Source organism: Desulfovibrio sp. SGI.230, assembly GCF_050313065.1.
Lineage (GTDB): Bacteria > Desulfobacterota > Desulfovibrionia > Desulfovibrionales > Desulfovibrionaceae > Desulfovibrio.
Genome location: NZ_JBNPKS010000003.1, coordinates 180,695 through 199,820, shown reverse-complemented (window position 1 = coordinate 199,820; position 19,126 = coordinate 180,695). Strand labels below are relative to the sequence as shown.

Genomic DNA, 19,126 nt, shown 5'->3' with positions numbered 1-19,126 from the left:
GCACAATGAGCACGGATGTCAAGAGCATGCATATGGGCCAGATCACGTCCTTCTTCATCCCCACCGTGACTCTGGTCGGCCAGAACTGCTCCACCCAGATTCCCGATCGCCTGAAGAGCCTCGGCGGCAAGAAGCCACTGATCGTCACCGACCAGGGCATCGTGGCCGTGGGCATCCTGAAGCAGATCACCGATATCCTTGACGCCGCCGGCATGCAGTATGCCGTGTACGACAAGACCGTGCCCAACCCCACGGATAAAAACGTTGCGGAAGCCACCGAAGCTTACAAGAGCAACGGTTGCGACAGCCTGATCACCCTGGGCGGCGGTTCTTCGCATGACTGCGGCAAGGGCGTCGGCTTCGTGGTCGGCAACGGCGGTACGATCCACGACTACGAAGGCGTGGACAAATCCAGCAAGCCCTTCCCGCCCTATGTGGCCGTGAACACCACTGCTGGTACCGCCTCTGAAATGACCCGTTTCTGCATCATCACCGACACCTCCCGCAAGGTGAAGATGGCCATCGTCGACTGGCGCTGCACCCCCAGCGTCGCCATCGACGACCCGGTCCTGATGATGGGCATGCCTCCGTCCCTGACCGCCGCTACCGGTATGGACGCCCTGACCCACGCCGTGGAAGCCTATGTTTCCACCGCTGCCACTCCCATGACCGACGCCTGTGCCGAAAAGGCCATGGAATACATCAACCGCTACCTGCGCCGCGCCGTTGCCAACGGCAAGGATATGGAAGCCCGCGAAGGCATGTGCTACGCCCAGTACCTGGCCGGTATGGCGTTCAACAACGCCAGCCTGGGTCACGTGCACGCCATGGCTCACCAGCTGGGCGGCTTCTATGACCTGCCGCACGGCGAATGCAACGCCATCCTGCTGCCCCATGTGTGCGAGTACAACCTGATCTCCAGCCGCCGTCGCTTTGGCCGCATCGCCAAACTGTTGGGCGAACGCGTGGACGGCCTGAGCCCGACCGACGCTTCGCAGGCTGCCATCAAGGCCATCCGCATCCTGTCCAAGGACGTGGGTATCCCGGAAGGCCTGATCGCCCTGGGCAAGAAGTACGGCAAGGAAGTGAAGGAAGAGGACATCCCCACCATGACCGCCAACGCCCAGAAGGACGCCTGCGGTCTGACCAACCCGCGCATGATGAGCGACGCCGCTGTGGCCGCCATCTACAAGGCCGCCCTGTAGTCCTCGCTGCATAGCTGCATAATGGAGGCCCCCGGGAAACCGGGGGCCTTTTTGCGTTTTGGGCTTTAGCTTGTCGGGCGGCACGGCACGAAATGAAAAACCACCCGCATGGCAGGTGGTTTTGAGACGATGGCCGGAGTGTTTCCGGCTGTTGGAGATGGCACGGACACGGCAGGGCGATATGCCCCACTGCGGGGGCCGCTGCTTCTCCCGCCGCAGTTTTTTCAGAGGCGCATGCCGGAAAAAAGAGGAGAGCAGGGAAGGGGGGCTCTTTGTCCGGCAGGGCTCCCCCTGTGATGCGGCATCACGCGAACATCCCCGGCCGGGCGGCACGGCAGACGGCCCCGGCCACGGCGTCAGCGGCCAGGGCCCCCAGCAGGAGCTCATTCCAGGGGCCGTGCCCTTCGGGCAGGGGCTGCTTGCTGGCCAGCGTGAACACGATATCCCCGTCGAAGAGCATGTGCGCGGGGATGATATGCCGGGCCAGACCGGTGGCGGCCATGCGGGCCAGACGGCTGCACTGGGTCTTGTCCAGGGGGACGTTGGTCGCCACTACGGTGAGCACGGTATTGCCGGCAGGGACCTGTCCGGCCAGAGCGTCCAAAGCCTGCGCATGGGGCACAGGCGTGCCGTCAGGGAAGCGCCCGCCGGCCAGAAAGTTCCCCCGGGCATCGTAGACATTGCCCAGCGCATTGAGGACCACCAGGGCCGCCACCCGTATGCCCTCCCGTTCCAGGCACAGGCTGCCCAGACCGCTCTTGTCCGAAAGATCCAGCGGTTTGCCCGCTGCATCCTGGCAAAGGCAGAACAGGCGGCCGCAGCGGGCCCCGCAGGCTGCCCCCACAGCGCCTTCGGCCAGCGGTGCCGCCGAGGCCGCCCGGGCCGCGGCATAGCCCATGTCCGCATCGGGCAGCACGCCGGGCCGGGCATTCATGTCCAGATCGTAGATGACGGCCCCCGGGACGATGGGGATGACACCGTGCGGCATGGCGAATCCGTGTCCCTGTTCGCGTAAAAAGCGCATGACGCCGTCAGCAGCGGCCAGTCCGAAGGCGCTGCCTCCGGCCAGCAGCAGGCCGTGCACTGTATCCACCTGTGATTCGGGCCGCATGAGTTCGGTCTCGCGGCAGCCCGGGGCGAATCCGGGCACGGCGATGCCCGGCGTGAAGCCCTGCGGGCAAAGGATGGCGGTGCAGCCGGTATGGTTCCGGTCGTCCGTGGCGTGGCCTGCCAGCAGGCCGTCGATGGCGGTCAGGGTGGTATTGCTCATGGGAACTCCTGTGGCGGAGGTTGGCAGCTGCGCCCGTGCAACCATACGGCTGCTGCCGGGAGAGGGCGCATGGGACAAATCTTTCATGTTCACGCGGAAAAGGAAAGCCTCCCTTGTGGGGGATGCGGTCCGCAGTCCGGGCCGTACCGGGAAGGGGAGGACGACAGGCCTTGTGCGGGCCGGTCGCCAGGTACCGGTCAGGAGTGGAGACATTTTCGGAGGAAGGGGCGGACATTTGACAGAAGAAGCCAAAGATCCTCCTGGGCGCATCCCGGTGCCAGAGAACGACAGAGCCCCGCGCGAACGCAACGTTCGGCGCGGGGCTCCTTGTTTTTCGGCAGATGCCGCGGATCAGGCCAGCATGTCCAGGAAATACTGGTGCAGGCGCAGGTCCGGGGTCAGTTCGGGGTGGAAGGACGTAGCCAGCACATTGCCCTGACGCACGGCCACGATGCGCTCGCCGCGGTCGGCATCCAGACGGGCCAGCACCCGCACGCCTTCGCCCACGCGGCTGATGAGCGGCGCGCGGATGAACACGGCCCGCAGGGGCTCACCGGCCAGGCCGTCGATGTGCAGGTCGGTCTCGAAGCTGTCCACCTGACGGCCGAAGGCATTACGGCGCACGGTGGCGTCCAGCACGCCCAGACGGGGCTGGTCAGAGCCTTCGATCTCCTTGCAGAGCAGGATCAGGCCCGCGCAGCTGCCGTAGACGGGCATGCCGTCCAGGATGCGCCGGCGCAGCGGCTCCAGCATGTCCCATTCCACCAGCAGCTTGCCGATGGTGGTGCTTTCGCCGCCGGGGATGACCATGCCCTCAAGGCCTTCCATGTCCTTGAGCTGGCGCACTTCGCAGACATCGGCGCCCAGACGGCGCAGCGCTGCGGCATGTTCGCGGAAGGCCCCCTGCAGGGCCAGGACTCCGATGCGGGCCATGCTACCAGCCCCGCTCCTGCATGCGTTCGGCCGGCGGGATGGTGGAGATGTCGATGCCCACCATGGGTTCGCCCAGGTCGCGGGAGATCTCGGCCAGCAGGGCGTAGTCCTTGTAGTTGGTCACGGCCTGCACGATGGCGCGGGCACGCTTGGCCGGGTCGCCGGACTTGAAGATGCCGGAGCCCACGAACACGCCGTCGCAGCCCAGGTGCATCATCATGGCGGCGTCAGCTGGGGTGGCGATGCCGCCGGCGGCAAAGTTCACCACAGGCAGGCGGCCTTCCTTGCGCACGGCCATGCAGACTTCCAGGGGAGCGCCGTTTTCCTTGGCAAAGTTGGCCACTTCAGCTTCGGGCAGGGAGCAGAGCACACGGATCTCGTCCATGACCTGGCGGCAATGGCGCACGGCTTCCACCACGTTGCCGGTGCCGGGTTCGCCCTTGGTGCGGATCATGGCCGCGCCTTCGGCGATGCGGCGCAGGGCTTCGCCCAGGTTGCGGCAGCCGCAGACGAAGGGCACGGTGAAGTCGCGCTTGTCGATATGATAACGGTCATCGGCGGGGGTCAGCACTTCGCTCTCGTCGATGTAGTCCACGCCCAGGGCCTCAAGGATGCGGGCTTCCACGAAATGGCCGATGCGGGCCTTGGCCATGACGGGGATGCTCACCACTTCCATGATGCGCTTGACGATGGTGGGATCAGCCATGCGGGCGATGCCGCCGGCGGCGCGGATGTCGGCCGGGACGCGTTCAAGAGCCATGACGGCGCAGGCGCCGGCTTCTTCGGCGATCTTCGCCTGTTCGGGGGTGGTCACGTCCATGATGACGCCACCCTTGAGCATTTCTGCAAGACCGGTCTTCAGGCGAATGGTGCCCTGTTCCATATCTTCTACTCCTTCGGCACCGCCGTGCGGTGCGCTAAGTTGCGTGGGGCCGTTTAACGGCCAGAAGCGCGTTATATGCCATATCGTCGTCAGTGACAATAATCCGGGCCCGTCCTGCGCCTTACGGCAGACAGGCCGTGCCCGTCCGGGGGAAGGCCCGGAGCCTGTTCTGACAGGATGGACGGCGGTTTTCCATGTCCGCACGCACAGTCTGCGGTCTGCATCGCCGTTGCGGCAGGTCGGGGTAACGGCAGGCACCGGAAAAGATCGGGGCCTCCCTGAGGAAAAGCTTTTCCATAAATCATGGCGGGGCAGGGGAGCGCCGGAGATGTCAGGGTATGACGGCTTTGGCCTTGCAATCGTGTCCCCCTGTGGCGTATGCTAAAAACTCCAGCTTAACCAAGGATGATACATGTCTGCACTCTGTATCCGTGTCCCCGCCCTGCGTGGTCCCCTGCCCGGAGAAGCACTGCTTTTGCCCGCGGAAGGGTCCTGTCCCGTCTTGCGTCTGTGGCCCGGTCTGCCGGAAGAATTTTCCCGTCCTGCCGCCGGAGGGCTGACGGCGTCCGGCCGTCGTGCCGTGACCGTCGCGGCCCCGGCTCCCGAGGGGCCGTGGCATATGCCGGAGGATCTGCCTTTTTCGCCGCGTGAAGCCGCGGCCTGTCTGGACGACCTCCAGCGCATGGGGGATGCCGCCCTTTCCGGCCAGCCGGTGGGGACTTTGGGCGCCGACGTGGGTCGTGCCCGCCGCAACAGCGCGGAAAGCGCCCTGCGTGCCGGCCTGATGGCCGACGGCACCCTGGAGACGGCCCAGGCCCTGGAAGCCGCCCGCGAAGAGCGGGAAAAGGCCTGTGCGGCCCAGCGCATGCTGCTCTGGAGCTGGCTGCAGGAAGAGCGCCTGGCCGAACTCCAGGCCCTGAGCTCCAGCCTGAGCAGCAGCAATGCCCGTCTGCAGGCCGCGCTGGACATGGATCCCGCCGATCTTGACGAGACGGCCCTGCTGGCGGGCGATGCCCGCGACACGGAGGCCGCCCTGGCCACGCTGGCCACCCTCAACAGCCCCGTGCATGTGGACGATTCCCTGCTGCCCGCCTGGCCCCGTCTGCTGGACGCCGTGGTGCGCTTTGCCCCGGCGGACTGCCTGCTGCTGGCCGAGGGCCGCATGCGCCGCGACCTGCTGGACGGTCAGGGCGAGCTGGAGTTCCGGCCCCTGCCCGACGAGAGCCCCCTGCGCCTGTGCGATGCGGAAGGCAACGCCGTATCCCTGTTGCAGGCGCGTGCCCCCCTGTGGCGCATCCTCGGGCGTCCGCGTGCGCCCCGCTGCTGCCCCGGCTGGCAGGAAGAACGCACTGTAGTGCTGCGCGGGGACGACTGATGGGCAAACTTTTCCCGCACGGCCTTACCGGCATCATCTTCGACTGTGACGGGGTCATGATCGATTCCCGCGCCGCCAACGCCATCTTTTACAACAAGGTGCTGGCGGCCCTGGGACTGCCGCCCCTGACCCCGGAGCAGGATGCCTATACGTTCATGGCCACGGCTCGGCAGGCGCTGGAATACATCGTGCCTCCCGAGATGCATCAGCGCATGTATGAAGTGGTGCGGACGGAGGTCATCTATTCGCGCGACATCGTTCCCCTGCTGCAGATCTATCCCGGTTACCGGGAATTCCTTGAGCTCGCGCACGGTCACGGCATGCGTCTGGCCGTGCATACCAACAGAACTGCGGAAGGGATGCAAAGGGTTCTGGACTTTTTGGCGTTGCCCTCCTATTTTAATCCTGTAGTCACGGCGACGGAAGCAGCCCCCAAGCCCGCCCCCGATGGGGTGCGGCTGATCCTTGAACAGTGGGGGGCCGATCCTGAGCAGGTGCTTTTTGTGGGCGACAGTCCCAACGACCAGAAAGCCGCCACCGCCGCAGGCGTCGTGTTCGCGGCCTTCGGCGGGGAATTGCAAGGCCCGCTCGCGGCAGCCGGTTATGACGAACTGGCCGGGCTGCTGCAAAATGAATGGGAGTAGGCATGTTTTTTGTACAGAATGTCATCCTGGCCGTGGTCGATCTGCTGGCCATAGTCCTCAATCTGTATTTCTGGGTTGTCATCGTGGCGGCCGTGCTTTCGTGGGTGCGTCCCGATCCCTACAACCCTGTGGTGCGCGCGTTGCGCACCCTGACGGAACCCGTATTCTACCGGGTGCGGAAATGGTTGCCCTTCACCTATACCAACGGCATCGATTTCTCGCCTGTGGTGGTGCTGCTGGTCATCCAGCTCATCAACCGCATCGTCATCGCATCACTGGCCCAGTTTGCCGCTACTCTGGTGTAGCAGCGGTTTGTCGTAACGGGCGCCATGCCGGGCGCCGAACATCTAACGCTGGAGATTTCTTATGGATCAGCATGAAATTGAACTCATCGAACAGCTACTGCCCACTGATCCGGAGCTGAAATCCCTATGGGAAGACCACGTCATTTACAGCAAGCAGGTAGAAAAGCTGGAAGCCAAGTCTTTCCGTACCCCCACCGAGGAACAGACCCTGAAGCAGCTTAAGAAACAAAAACTTGAAGGCAAAACCAAGCTCATGGAGCTCTTGGATAGCCATCGCGCCGGAGCATAACTGCTGGCGCAGGAGTTGACCCTATGGAACTCACAGGTGCGCAGATTCTCCTTGAATCCCTTAAAAAAGAAGGTGTTGATGTACTGTTCGGTTACCCGGGCGGTGCTGTGATTGATATTTATGACGAGTTGCCGCGGCATCCGGAACTGAAGCATGTTCTGGTGCGGCATGAACAAGGGGCTGTGCACGCGGCTGATGGCTATGCCCGTGCCTCCGGCAAGGTTGGGTGCTGTCTGGTCACTTCCGGACCCGGCGCCACCAATACCGTTACGGGCATAGCCACAGCCTACTGTGATTCCATTCCGCTGGTCGTCTTCACGGGACAGGTCCCCACGCAGCTCATCGGTAACGACGCCTTCCAGGAAGTCGATATCGTGGGCATCACCCGTCCCTGTACCAAACACAATTTTCTGGTGAAGGACGTGCGCAACCTGGCCAAGACCATCCGCCAGGCCTTCTATCTTGCGCGCTCCGGTCGCCCCGGGCCTGTCCTCGTGGACCTGCCCAAGGATATCATGCAGGCCCGTACGGAATTCGTCTGGCCTGAAGATATCTTCATGCGCAGTTACAATCCCACCTACAAGCCCAACCTGAACCAGCTGCGCCGTACGGCCGAAGAGCTGGCCAAGGCCCGCAAGCCCATCATCCTGGCGGGCGGCGGCGTCATCATGGCCAATGCCTCCGAGGTGCTCTGCGAGCTGGCCCACGAATTGAACATCCCCGTGGCCACCACGCTCATGGGCCTGGGCGCCTTCCCCGCCAACGGCGACCTGTGGCTGGGCATGGTGGGCATGCATGGCACCTACGCTGCCAACATGAGCATCAACCATGCGGACCTGCTGGTCTGTGTGGGCGCGCGCTTCGACGACCGTGTGACCGGCCGTCTGCAGGATTTCGCCTCCCATGCGCGCATCGTGCATATCGATATCGACCCCACCTCCATCCGCAAGAACGTGGAAGTGGACGTGCCCGTGGTGGGCGACTGCCGCCAGGCCCTGGAAGGCATCCTGGAGATCTGCCGCGCCAAGATGGCCGATACCGACTGGTCGGGCATGCATGCCGACTGGCTGCAGACCGTGCATGAATGGAAGGCCAACCATCCGCTGGCCTACAACAAGAACGGCCACATCAAGCCGCAGCAGGTCATCGAGACCATGTACTCCATCACCAAGGGCGATGCCATCATCGCCACCGAGGTGGGGCAGAACCAGATGTGGGCCGCGCAGTTCTATACTTTCACCAAACCGCGCACCCTGCTGACCAGCGGTGGTCTGGGCACCATGGGCTACGGCTTCCCCGCGGCCATCGGCGCGCAGTTCGCCTTCCCGGACAAGCTGGTCATCAACGTGGCCGGTGACGGCTCCATCCAGATGAACATCCAGGAACTGGCCACCGTGGTGCAGAACAAGATCCCGGTCAAGGTGGTCATCCTCAACAACGGTCATCTGGGCATGGTCCGCCAGTGGCAGGAACTCTTCTACAATCGCAACTACAGCCATACCAATATGGAGGCCCAGCCCGACTTCGTGAAGCTGGCTGAGGCCTACGGCGCCGAAGGCTACCGCATCAGCAAGCCCGAAGAGCTGGAAGACGTGCTGCGCAAGGCCCTGACCTCGCCCAACCCGGCCTTCATCGACGTCATGGTTGAGCGCGAGGAAAACGTCTATCCCATGGTGCCCGCCGGGGCCGCCCTGGATGAGATGCTCTTGGTGTAGAGGAGGGACGCCATGCAAAGACATGTTCTTTCCGTGCTGGTGGAGAACGAGCCCGGTGTGCTCAGCCGCGTGGCCGGCCTGTTCAGCGGCCGCGGCTTCAATATCGATTCGCTCAATGTGGCGCCTACCCTGGAAGAGGGCGTTTCGCACATGACCATCACCACCTACGGTGACAGCCAGATCCTGGAGCAGATCATGAAACAGCTCCACAAGATCGTGACCGTCATCAAGGTGATGGATTTTGCCGACATGCCCGCCATCGAGCGCGAGATGATGTTCGTCAAGGTGCAGGCCGAAGGCCCCGCCCGCAGCGAGATCCTGCGTACCGTGGAGATCTTCCGCTGCAAGGTGGTGGACGTCAGCTCCAGCGAGATGACCATCGAGGCCACCGGCGACCACGACAAGCTGGACGCCATCCTGAGCCTGCTGCACCGCTTCGGCATCAAGGAAGTGGCCCGCACCGGTTCCGTGGCCATGCGCCGCTCCAAAAAGTGTGAATAGCATCCCCGGCGGCGGGATCGCGGACGGTCCCCCACCGGAAGATGACGGCAAATTTGCCTGAGGGATGCCGTGACGCTTGACATTTGCGCCACGGCATCCCAAATAGAAGTTTCCCCCTCGGGAATACCGAGTATTTTTCCATTGAAAAGGACAAGAGCCATGAAAGTTTACTATGATCAGGATGCCGATCTTTCCGTCTTGAAAAACAAGACTGTGGCCATCATCGGTTACGGCAGCCAGGGCCATGCCCATGCCCAGAACCTGCGCGACTCCGGCGTGAAGGTCGTTGTGGGCCAGCGCCCCGGCGGTGCCAACTACGAGCTGGCCAAGCAGCACGGCTTTACCCCCGTGTCCGCTGCCGAAGCTGCCGCTCAGGGCGACCTGATCATGATCCTGCTGCCTGACGAAGTGCAGGCCGCCGTGTACGAAAAGGACATCAAGCCCAACCTGACTCCCGGCAAGGCTCTGCTGTTCGCCCACGGCTTCAACATCCACTTCAACCAGATCGTGCCTCCCAAGGACGTGGACGTGTTCCTGATCGCCCCCAAGGGTCCCGGCCATCTGGTGCGCCGTACCTTCACCGAAGGCGGCGGCGTGCCCTGCCTGGTGGGCATCCAGCAGGACGCCACCGGTGAAGCCCTGAAGGTGGCCCTGGCCTACGCCAAGGGCATCGGCGGCACCCGCTCCGGCGTTATCGAGACCAGCTTCCGTGAAGAGACCGAAACCGACCTCTTCGGCGAACAGGCCGTGCTGTGCGGCGGTATCTCCGCCCTCATCAAGGCCGGTTTCGAAACCCTGGTGGAAGCCGGTTACCAGCCCGAAATGGCTTACTTCGAGTGCATGCACGAAATGAAGCTGATCGTTGACCTGATGTACGAAGGCGGCCTGTCCCGCATGCGTTACTCCATCAGCAACACGGCTGAATACGGCGACTATGTGACCGGCCCCCGCCTGATCACCGACGCCGTGAAGAAGGAAATGAAGGCCGTGCTGAAGGACATCCAGAGCGGCAAGTTCGCCCGTGACTTCATCCTCGAAGCCCGCGCCAACTATCCCATGTTCATGGCCACCCGCCGCAACGAAGCCAACCACCAGCTGGAGCAGGTGGGCAAGGAACTGCGCGGCATGATGACCTGGCTGAAGAAGGACAAGAAGGACTAGTTCCGCTGTCCGTCATGACGCTCACAAAGGGGGACTTCGGTCCCCCTTTTTTGTTTCGGAGGCCGGGCCGGGGCGTTGAAAAAAAGGCCTGTGATGTGGCCGTGCAGGCAGCAACCAGCCTCCGGGACTTCCCGCGGCAAGACAGCGGGAAGGACAGGCTCCGTCCCTGTTCCGGGAGGGAGCGGCCCCGTCCGGCCGATGACCAGTGCATCCCGGCACGATGAGACAAAGGGAGGAAAACTGTGGCACCGGATACGGCATTCTATGACCAGCGCGCGGCCAGCTACGCTGCGGCATCCCATGATATGGACCTGCGGCCCCTGTATGCCCGTTTTCTGCCGCATGTGCGCCCCGGCGGGCTCATCCTCGATGCCGGTTGCGGCTCGGGGCGGGACGCGCTGGCTTTCCGGCAGGCGGGCTTCCGGGTGGAGGCCTTCGATGCTTCGCCGCAGATGGCCCGGCAGGCAGCGCTCCTGCTGGGGCAGGAGGTGCCCGTGCTCTGCTTCGAAGACGTGGCATGGCAGGAGCGTTTCGACGGTATCTGGGCCTGTGCCAGCCTGCTGCATGTGGCCCCGGCGGATCTGCCCGATGTCTTGCGGCGTTTGCAGCGTGCCCTGCGTCCCGGCGGCGTGATGTTCTTCAATTTCAAGTACGGTCAGGGGCAGCGCCACAGCCCGGACGGTCGTCGCTTCACGGATATGGACGAGGCCGGTGTCCGGGCCCTGCTGGATGCGCTGCCGGAGCTTTCCTGTCTGGATATGCGGACAGGGGAGGACGACCGTGCGGCGGAGCTGCGGGAACGCTGGATCCAGGCCCTTGTCCGGCGCATCCCCTCTTCCGATTGAGGCTGCCTGCTCAACAGCCTGACCGGAGGGGCGCGGCGTCCGCCATACCGGCATCCCTATCGTAGCTTCCCCAACAGCCGCCCCCTGTGGCTTGCAGACGGAAAAAACACCCGCTCCGGCGGGTGTTTTTCCGTTTAGGGCAGGGGGCATCGTTGTCTTATTGCTGCCCGTCGTAACGCTGCAGCCTGTCCCAGCCTGGCCTGTCTCCATCCCCGTGCTTTGTGATCGTCCCTGAGTGACCCGGGCCGCTGCAAAACAAAAAAGTCCATCCGCAAGGCAGATGGACATACTGGCGTTTTTGGGGGGAAGGGCGTCCGAGGGGAGAGGCCCCTTTTTGCCGCAAGATGCGACCGAATGGCGGCCGCAAGGCCGTGCCCGTTACGACGCAGGAAGTTACGGGCATCGACAGCAGAGATGCGACCGGATGGCGGCCGTAAGGCCGTGCCCGTTGCGACGCAGGAAGTTACGGGCATCGACAGCAGAGATGCGACCGGAAGGCGGCCGTAAGGCCGTGCCCGTTGCGACGCAGGAAGTTACGGGCATCGGCAGCAGAGATGCGACCGGATGGCGGCCGCAAGGCCGTGCCGTACTCACAGGAAGCTACGCCCGTCGGCAGCAGAGTGAAAGGGGATCTCCTCTCAGCCAAAAAGCAACGGCGGCCTACACCGCCCAGCAGGCAACGCTGTGGCCGTTCTCGCAACGGGCCACAGGGGCGCTTTCAAAGCAGCGCGGCAGGGCTTCGTCGCAGCGCGGGGCAAAGGGGCAGCCTTCGGGCATGTTGTCCAGGCTGGGGACGCTGCCGGTGATGGCGGGCAGGCGCTGCATGCCCATGGCCGCACGCCCCGGTGCGGAACGCATGAGCCCGCGCGTATACGGATGCAGAGGATTGCGGAACAGCTCGGCCGTGGGAGCGTGTTCCACCAGATGCCCCGCGTACATGACGCCCACGTTGTCGGCGATGCGGGCCACCACGCCCAGGTCGTGGGTGATGAAGAGCACGGCCATGCCGCGCTTGCGGCTCTGTTCCGTGATGAGGCTGAGTATCTGCCCCTGGATGGTGGCGTCGAGGGCCGTGGTGGGCTCGTCCGCCAGCAGCAGATCGGGCTTGCAGGCCAGGGCCATGGCGATCATCACGCGCTGGCGCATGCCGCCGGAAAGCTGATGGGGATAATCGTCATAGCGGCTCTCCGCCGCCGGGATGCCCACCTCGGAGAACAGGCGGATGACCTCCTGCCGCGCCTCGCTGCGGGACAGGCCCAGATGCAGGCGCAGGGGCTCCGCGGTCTGCATGCCTACCTTCAGTACCGGATTGAGCGAGGTCATGGGCTCCTGGAAGATCATGGCGATATGGCGGCCCCGCAGGGCGCGCATCTCTTCCGGGGGCATGGTGCGCAGGTCGCGGCCGCGGAACAGGATACGGCCGCTGATATGGGCATTTTCGGGCAGCAGATGCAGGATGGCGCGGGCCGTGAGGCTTTTGCCGCAACCGGATTCGCCCACCAGGCAGGTGATGCCCGCCGGGGGCAGGCTGAGGCTGACGGCGTGGACGGCGGGCAGGATGCCGTCGTCCGTGCTGAAACTGACGGAAAGCTGTTCCAGAGTGAGGGTATCGTCCAGGTTCATGGGCGGAGTGTTCCCCGGCTGTTGGGTTGGGCGGCCGGTCCCCGGCAGGGCCCCGGCACGGCGGGTTTGAAAAAGGGAAGGAGTCTTTCCTTGCGGAAACGGCTCCTTCCCCCGGATGTCGTCGAGGTGACGGCGGATCAGCGTTTGACGCGCGCCTCGCGGTACTGGATGTAGGCCTCGCGCACGGCGATGTACGGGTCCACGGCGATGCCGCTCAGGCTCTCGTAGGTGGGCAGCAGGTCGTCCAGGGCATTGAAGCGCAGGTAGAGCTCGGAAGCCGTGGCCAGCTCCCAGGGATGGACGAAGAAGAAGACATCGGTGGCGCAGTCGCCCACAAAGCCGATGCTTTCACGCACGGAGCTGGGGCCCAGGAAGGGCCAGACGATGTAGAAACCGTGCCCGATGCCCCAGCGGCCCAGGGTCTGTCCGAAATCCTCGCCGCCGGGATCGATGTCCACCAGGATCTTCTTGGTGCTGGCCACATCGGCAAAGCCGCCCAGGCCCACGGTGGTGTTCATGCAGAAGCGCCCGAATTCCACAAAGGCTTCCTTGACGCGGAACTGCAGCAGGCTGTTGATCATGCGCTTGGGCATGAGGATGTTGGCATAGAAGTTTTTGACGCCGCCCCGGATGGGCTGGGGGACGACGGTCTCGTAGAAGTTGTAGACCGGCTTGGCGACATGCAGGAAGAAGATGTCGTTGAAGGCGAACCAGAAGCGGTTCCAGGGCTCCAGCGGGTCGGCGATGCTGGTCAGGGGCTCGCTGTCGTAATCATCCAGAGAATCCCCGTCAGCCAGCTGCTCATGGGCATAGGGATGCACGGAGATGGCCCCGGCCGGCATGGTGGGGCTGCTGCTGTCGTACAGGCTCGACGGCGCGTGTTCCGTGGCCGGGGCGGCCGGAGCGGCACCGGCGGGCGCGGCGCACAGGAGCGTCAGCAGCAGGAGCGGGACAAGGATATGGGGACGCATGCTGTCTCCGTCTGGCGGCTATTTGCCGACCGGCTGCTTGCGCACTTCTTCGGCCTTGGCCTTGACGCGGGCGATGAGCTCGTCAGGGGTGCCGCTGGTCAGGATGTCCTGGAACTGGGTGCGGTAGTTTTTGACCAGGCTCAGGTTCTCCACGATGATGTCATAGACGCGCCAGCTGTTGTCCTTGGCCATCATGCGGTAGGCCACGGGCACGCGGGTGCCGTCCTTCATGGTGATCTCGGTGCGGACTTCCACACGGGTCTTGGCGGCATTGGCGATCTCGCCGGTATAGGCCACCTGCTCGCCGTTATAGCCGTCCACCTTGTTCAGGTAGGTGGTCAGCAGCAGGTCGGCAAAGGCGTTGCTGAAGCTCTTTTTCTGGGCGGCGGAAAATTCCTTCCAGCGGGGGCCCACCGTACGGGACGAGAACTCGCCGAAATCGAAGATATGGTAGACCTCGTCCTCGATCTGGCGGCGCAGGGGCGGCCGGGTGGCGGGGTTCACGTAGTCGGGGTTCTTGATGCAGTCCAGTACGCGGCTGATGGAGACCTCCAGGGCTTTGCGGGCCGGAGAAGCTTCGGCCGCGTCGGCGGCGGGGGCAAAGCCGGGCAGGGACAGGCAGAGGGTGAGGGCGGCAGCGGCCAGCAGGCCGAGCACCGTGCGACGGTTGTTCATATTACACACCTCCCAGGGCGTATTTGCTGATAAGGGATTCGATGTCCACGGCGGATTCCGTTTCTTCCAGGGTGTCCCCGGAAGCCAGGATGTCTTCGGAGCCGCCGGCAGTCAGGTTGACGTACTTGTCACCGATAAGACCGCTGGTCTTGACCGAGGCGATGGTATCGGCGGGCAGCTGCAGGTCCTTGTCCAGGATCAGGACCACGCGGGCCTGACGCCGGGAAAGGTCGTCATCCAGCTTGATGGAGGCCACACGGCCCACGGGCACACCGGCCATCTCCACGTCGGCGCCCACGCGCAGACCGGAAACGGAGTTGAAGTTGGCCACAAGCTCAAAGCCCTTGCTGTCGAAGACCTCCATCTTGCCGAGCTTGATGGTCAGGTAGGCCACACAGACAAGGCCCAGCAGGACGAAGATGCCGACAGCGGTCTGGCGGAAAGAATTCATGGCAATTTCCTTGTGCGGCAATGCCGCGCTATGGTTATACGCCCGGCAGGGGCAATCTTCAAGGTGCGTCCGCAACGATATGCGGCAACATTCGTTGGCGGCTCGCCGGGTATCAGACGATGGATGCGGCGGCACGGCCCCGCAGCGCAGCACAGGGCAGAGGGCCGCCGGCCCCGCCTAGGTCCTGAACCATTTGTCCAGGGCGGCGCTCACGCGCGGGTCGGCAGGGGCGTCGGCCAGGCTTTCCTCGTCGCCGCCTTCACGGCGCAGGAACTGGAGCAGGTACGGGTCCCGGCTGGCCTCCAGTTCCGGCAGCGTACCGGAAAAGATGGCCCGGCCCTCGCGCAGCACCAGCACATGGTCGGCGATGCAGCGCAGGCTGGCCAGGTCGTGGCTGACCACCACGATGGTCATTTCCGGGTACTGGCGGTGCATGGCCTGCAACAGGGCATCCATGCGCGCGGCCGTGATGGGGTCCAGGCCGGAGGTCGGCTCGTCACACAGCAGGATGCGCGGCTCGGCGATGAGGGCCCGGGCAAGGCCCGCCCGTTTGCGCATGCCGCCCGAAAGCTGGTTGGGGAAATAGTCGGCAAAGTCTTCCAGCCCCACCATGCGCAGGACGCGCAGCCCGGCTTCGCGCAGGACGTCCTTGGGCAGGCGCAGATGCTCGCTGAGGGGCAGGCAGACGTTCTGCACCAGGGTCAGGGCGCCCAGCAGGGCGCCGTCCTGGAAAAGCACGCCCATGCGGCGGCGGATGCGCCGGGCCTCGGCATGGGGCAGGCTGAACAGGTCCTGGCCGCCGATGCGCAGGTTGCCGCTGATGGGCCGCGAAAGGCCGATGATGTGGCGCAGCAGGGTGGACTTGCCGCAGCCGGAGCCCCCCAGGATGACGGAGACCTTGCCGCCGGGCAGGGTGGCGTTGATGTCATGCAGCACGGCGTGGTCGCCGTAGCCTACGGAAAGGGAAGAAAAAGAGATGTCCCAGGCGTTCATGGTCACCTACAGCAGGAAGGAGGTCAGCACATAGTCGGCCACCAGGATGAGCACGCAGGAGATGACCACGGCCGAGGTGGTGGCGTTGCCCACGGCTTCGGGGCCCACACTGTCACGCCGCATGTGGGTGGTGTAGCCCTGATGGCAGCAGACCGTGGCCACCAGCAGGCCGAAGACCAGGGATTTGATGAAGCCCCCGGCCACGTCGTTCATGGTCACGGAGCTGGCGATGCGGTACAGATAGGCGCCTTCGTTGATGTGCAGCATGAGCACGCCGGTGAGGTAACCGCCGATGATGCCGATGGCGTCGAAGATGGCCGTGAGCAGGGGGAAGGCCAGCAGCGAGGCCACCAGACGGGGGCTGACCAGATAGGCCATGGAGTTGATGTCCATGACGTCCAGGGCGTCGATCTGGTCGGAGATGCGCATGACGCCGATCTCGGCCGCCATGGAGGAACCGGCGCGTCCGGCCAGCATGATGGCCGTGAGCACGGGGCCCAGTTCGCGGATGAGGCTCAGCGAGACGGCCGAGCCCAGCATGCCCACGGAACCGAACTGGACGAGGGTATAGTAGCCCTGCAGGCCCAGCACCATGCCGCAGAAGATGCCGATGAGCAGGATGACGAACAGGGATTTGTAACCGATGACGTACAGCTGCTGGATGGTGCGGGGAACGATGCGGGGACTGGTGAAGATATGGCGCAGGCCGTCGAGCATGAAAAGGGTCACGGCGCCCAGACTGTCCAGCATGCGCAGCACAGCGGCGCCCAGCCGGTTGCAGAACGTCAGGATGCTGCTCATAAAGGGTAACACGCCTCACTAGCGGGGGCGGGGTTTGCCGCCTACCCGTTTTTTGGATTTTTGCAGGGGAGAGCCGAGCCGCATGCGTTGCAGCTCTTCTTTGAGGTTGGCGGCATCCAGATCCGTGCCGCGCATATGGACCATGACCAGGGTCAGCTTGCCGCTTTTCTGCCCGCGTGTGCGCAGGCCCTGGCCTTCCAGGCGCTGGCGCAGGCGGTCGGCGTCGTCCACATTGCGGAAGGCCGCCACCTGGAACACGAAATCATACAGGGGCGCGCCGTTCGTCGCCGCCTGGGGCTTGGCCGGGGCCGCCGTTTTTTCGGAAGCGGGCTGGGCCGCGCCCTTGGGGGCATTGCCCCAGGCCGCCAGTCCGTTGTCCGAAGGCTTGTTGAAAGGATACGGGCTCTTGGCGGCAGGGGCCGCGGCCGGTGCGGCGGATGCGTTGGCAGCGGCAGCGGGGGCCGCAGCGGCATCCCCGTCGGGAGCGGCAGGGGCGCCGCCCACGGGCTGCCGGCTCAGGTCGGCCAGTTTGTCGCGCAGGCCCGCGTCTTCGGAACCGGCCATGGCCTTGTCCATCTCGGCCAGGGTCTCCCTGTCGGGACGGCCGATGCCGGTCAGCTCCCGCATCTCTTCGCCGGGGTTCTGGCCGTGGCCCACCATATAGCCCATGAAGAAGGCCCAGCCTATGCAGGCCAGCATGACGATGCAGACGGCCCCCGCGGCCAGGGGCGGCAGCGTGAAGCTGAAACCGCCCTTGGGCACAGCGGGAGCGATACGCTGGCGGATCTTTCGCAAAGGCTGGGCCATAGGATCTACATGGCCTCGGGAGCGCTGACGCCCAGCAGGTCAAGGCCGTTGCGAAGCACCTGACTCACGGCGCGCAGCAGGGCCAGACGCGAGAGGGTGCGGGCCGTATCGTCGGCCAGCAGCACCTGATGCTTGGCGTAGTAGCTGTGCAGCATGCCGGCCAGATCCATCAGATAGTGGCTGACGTGATGCACGGCCAGGGCCTGGGCAGCGGTGGCCACCATGTCCTCGAAACCGGCCATCTTGCGCAGCAGGGCCATGTCTTCGGGGGTGTCCAGGGCCGCCAGCAGTTCGTCCGTGGCAGCGGCGGGCAGGGTGATGCCGCGTTCCTCGGCACGGCGCAGCACGGCGCAGATGCGGGCGTGGGCGTACTGCACATAGTACACCGGGTTGTCCAGGCTGCGCTGCTTGGCCAGCTCCAGGTCGAAGTCCAGGCTGGTGTCGCTCTTGCGCGAAAGGAACATGAAGCGGGCCGCGTCGGCGCCCACTTCCTTGACCACGTCGGCCAGGGTTTCGAAGGTGCCGGCGCGGGTGGACATGCTCACGGGCTTGCCGCCCTGGAGCAGGTTCACCAGCTGGATGAGCACCACGTCGAAGCTTTCGCGGGGCTTGCCCATGGCGGTGATGGCCGCGCGCATGCGGGGCACGTAACCGTGGTGGTCGGCGCCCCAGATGTCGATGAGCCAGTCGTAGCCGCGCTGGAACTTGTTGTGGTGGTAGGCGATGTCCGAGGCGAAATAGGTCAGGCTGCCGTCGGACTTGCGCAGCACGCGGTCCTTGTCGTCGCCCAGGGCCTGGGTGGCGAACCAGAAGGCGCCGTCCTTGTCGAAGGTGTGCCCGGCTTCGGTCAGGGCGTCGAAGGCGGCCTTGACGGCGCCGCTCTCCACCAGGGTCTTTTCCGAGAACCAGTGCTGGTGCTCCACGCGGAAGTCGGCCAGGTCGGCCTTGATGCCGTCCAGGATCTCGTTCATGGCGCGTTCGTAGCAGCGGTCCTGACCGGCCTGGTCTTCCATGTCGGGCAGGCTGGGATCTTCGGCCAGCATCTCGCGGGCGATGTCGATGATGTAGCTGCCGCGGTAGTAGTCTTCAGGCCATTCCACGGGACGACCGGCCAGTTCCTTCACGCGCAGCCACACGGAAAGGCCCAGGATGCGCATCTGGCGACCGGCGTCGTTGATGTAGTACTCGGTCTCCACGTCGAAACCGGCCTTGCGCAGCAGGCGGGCCAGGCTGTCGCCCACGGCGGCGCCGCGGCCGTGGCCCACATGCAGGGGACCGGTGGGGTTGGCGGAAACGTATTCCACCAGGGTCTTGCGGCCCTGGCCCACGCTGCTCTGGCCGTAGGCGGCACCGGCGGCTTCCACTTCACACACGGTCTTGCGCCAGAAGTGCTGGCTGAAGGTCACGTTGCAGAAACCGGGGCCGGCCACTTCCACCTTTTCGATGTCGGCGCAGCGCTGGGGCAGCTTTTCCACGAAGATCTGGGCCAGTTCGCGGGGATTCTTGTGGGCCTCGCGGGCCAGCAGCATGGCGATGTTGGCGGCCAGGTCGCCGTGTTTGGGGTCGCGGGGCGGTTCGATGACCGCTTTGGCGGGCCAGTTGAGGCCCATCTCTTCCACAATGCCCATGAGGGCAGAGCGCAAAACGTCAGTAGCGCGCATGTATTTTATCTCCTGAGG

General features: G+C 64.6%; 20 protein-coding genes. 9 read left to right on the top strand and 11 right to left on the bottom strand.

Features of this window, described 5'->3' with window-relative positions:
- The first annotated feature begins 5 nt into the window (after window positions 1-5).
- Window positions 6-1,205 carry an iron-containing alcohol dehydrogenase gene (locus tag ACQRAG_RS04735; RefSeq protein ID WP_168934485.1) on the top strand — a complete coding sequence of 400 codons (1,200 nt, stop codon included), beginning with the start codon at window positions 6-8 and terminating at the stop codon, window positions 1,203-1,205.
- Between the two features lie 304 nt (window positions 1,206-1,509).
- Here the strand turns inward: ACQRAG_RS04735 and ACQRAG_RS04730 are convergent, their stop codons facing one another.
- The 3 genes from ACQRAG_RS04730 to pdxS all read right to left on the bottom strand — a co-directional run bounded on the left by ACQRAG_RS04730 (window position 1,510) and on the right by pdxS (window position 4,291).
- On the bottom strand, window positions 1,510-2,475 hold the full coding sequence (locus ACQRAG_RS04730) for a P1 family peptidase (protein ID WP_168934484.1): 966 nt from the start codon (window positions 2,473-2,475) through the stop codon (window positions 1,510-1,512).
- Window positions 2,476-2,826: 351 nt separating this feature from the next.
- On the bottom strand, window positions 2,827-3,408 hold the full coding sequence (gene pdxT, locus ACQRAG_RS04725; protein WP_204625162.1) for a pyridoxal 5'-phosphate synthase glutaminase subunit PdxT: 582 nt from the start codon (window positions 3,406-3,408) through the stop codon (window positions 2,827-2,829).
- Window position 3,409: 1 nt separating this feature from the next.
- Window positions 3,410-4,291: a pyridoxal 5'-phosphate synthase lyase subunit PdxS gene (gene pdxS, locus ACQRAG_RS04720; protein ID WP_006009534.1), complete on the bottom strand. Its 882-nt coding sequence runs from the start codon at window positions 4,289-4,291 to the stop codon at window positions 3,410-3,412.
- Between the two features lie 412 nt (window positions 4,292-4,703).
- Here pdxS and ACQRAG_RS04715 point away from each other — a divergent pair, with 412 nt between their 5' ends.
- From ACQRAG_RS04715 to ACQRAG_RS04680, 8 genes are all read left to right on the top strand, one after another.
- Window positions 4,704-5,666, top strand: a complete 963-nt coding sequence (locus tag ACQRAG_RS04715) for a hypothetical protein (protein ID WP_427803654.1) — start codon at window positions 4,704-4,706, stop codon at window positions 5,664-5,666.
- The gene (locus ACQRAG_RS04710; RefSeq protein WP_204625161.1) at window positions 5,666-6,310 is read left to right on the top strand and encodes an HAD family hydrolase; all 645 of its coding nucleotides are present in this window, start codon (window positions 5,666-5,668) and stop codon (window positions 6,308-6,310) included. Before ACQRAG_RS04715 ends, ACQRAG_RS04710 begins: the two co-directional genes overlap by 1 nt.
- A gap of 2 nt (window positions 6,311-6,312) precedes the next feature.
- A complete protein-coding gene (locus tag ACQRAG_RS04705; RefSeq protein WP_040369507.1) occupies window positions 6,313-6,615 on the top strand; it encodes a YggT family protein in 303 nt (100 codons plus the stop codon).
- 61 nt (window positions 6,616-6,676) lie between these two features.
- Window positions 6,677-6,904, top strand: a complete 228-nt coding sequence (locus tag ACQRAG_RS04700; protein WP_168934480.1) for a DUF465 domain-containing protein — start codon at window positions 6,677-6,679, stop codon at window positions 6,902-6,904.
- Between the two features lie 23 nt (window positions 6,905-6,927).
- Complete coding sequence (gene ilvB, locus ACQRAG_RS04695) at window positions 6,928-8,619, top strand: biosynthetic-type acetolactate synthase large subunit (protein WP_168934479.1); 1,692 nt, start codon at window positions 6,928-6,930, stop codon at window positions 8,617-8,619.
- Between the two features lie 12 nt (window positions 8,620-8,631).
- Window positions 8,632-9,120 (top strand): acetolactate synthase small subunit, encoded by a 489-nt coding sequence (ilvN, locus tag ACQRAG_RS04690; protein WP_006006283.1) that lies wholly within the window; start codon window positions 8,632-8,634, stop codon window positions 9,118-9,120.
- Between the two features lie 159 nt (window positions 9,121-9,279).
- A complete protein-coding gene (ilvC, locus tag ACQRAG_RS04685; protein ID WP_006006284.1) occupies window positions 9,280-10,281 on the top strand; it encodes a ketol-acid reductoisomerase in 1,002 nt (333 codons plus the stop codon).
- Window positions 10,282-10,523: 242 nt separating this feature from the next.
- Entirely contained in the window at window positions 10,524-11,126 is a 603-nt protein-coding gene (locus tag ACQRAG_RS04680) for a class I SAM-dependent methyltransferase (protein ID WP_427803653.1), read from the top strand.
- Between the two features lie 660 nt (window positions 11,127-11,786).
- Here ACQRAG_RS04680 and ACQRAG_RS04675 read toward each other — a convergent pair.
- The 8 genes from ACQRAG_RS04675 to argS all read right to left on the bottom strand — a co-directional run bounded on the left by ACQRAG_RS04675 (window position 11,787) and on the right by argS (window position 19,108).
- Entirely contained in the window at window positions 11,787-12,749 is a 963-nt protein-coding gene (locus ACQRAG_RS04675) for an ABC transporter ATP-binding protein (RefSeq protein ID WP_204625160.1), read from the bottom strand.
- Window positions 12,750-12,886: 137 nt separating this feature from the next.
- Window positions 12,887-13,720, bottom strand: a complete 834-nt coding sequence (locus ACQRAG_RS04670) for an MlaA family lipoprotein (protein ID WP_204625159.1) — start codon at window positions 13,718-13,720, stop codon at window positions 12,887-12,889.
- 18 nt (window positions 13,721-13,738) lie between these two features.
- The gene (locus ACQRAG_RS04665; RefSeq protein WP_204625158.1) at window positions 13,739-14,395 is read right to left on the bottom strand and encodes an ABC transporter substrate-binding protein; all 657 of its coding nucleotides are present in this window, start codon (window positions 14,393-14,395) and stop codon (window positions 13,739-13,741) included.
- A 1-nt stretch (window position 14,396) separates the two neighbouring features.
- Entirely contained in the window at window positions 14,397-14,846 is a 450-nt protein-coding gene (gene mlaD / locus ACQRAG_RS04660; RefSeq protein WP_006006299.1) for an outer membrane lipid asymmetry maintenance protein MlaD, read from the bottom strand.
- Between the two features lie 177 nt (window positions 14,847-15,023).
- Window positions 15,024-15,839 (bottom strand): ABC transporter ATP-binding protein, encoded by an 816-nt coding sequence (locus tag ACQRAG_RS04655; RefSeq protein ID WP_168934473.1) that lies wholly within the window; start codon window positions 15,837-15,839, stop codon window positions 15,024-15,026.
- Window positions 15,840-15,845: 6 nt separating this feature from the next.
- Window positions 15,846-16,640, bottom strand: a complete 795-nt coding sequence (locus tag ACQRAG_RS04650) for an MlaE family ABC transporter permease (protein WP_204625157.1) — start codon at window positions 16,638-16,640, stop codon at window positions 15,846-15,848.
- 18 nt (window positions 16,641-16,658) lie between these two features.
- Window positions 16,659-17,447: an SPOR domain-containing protein gene (locus ACQRAG_RS04645; protein ID WP_297159091.1), complete on the bottom strand. Its 789-nt coding sequence runs from the start codon at window positions 17,445-17,447 to the stop codon at window positions 16,659-16,661.
- A gap of 5 nt (window positions 17,448-17,452) precedes the next feature.
- On the bottom strand, window positions 17,453-19,108 hold the full coding sequence (gene argS, locus ACQRAG_RS04640) for an arginine--tRNA ligase (protein ID WP_204625156.1): 1,656 nt from the start codon (window positions 19,106-19,108) through the stop codon (window positions 17,453-17,455).
- Between the last annotated feature and the right edge of the window lie 18 nt (window positions 19,109-19,126).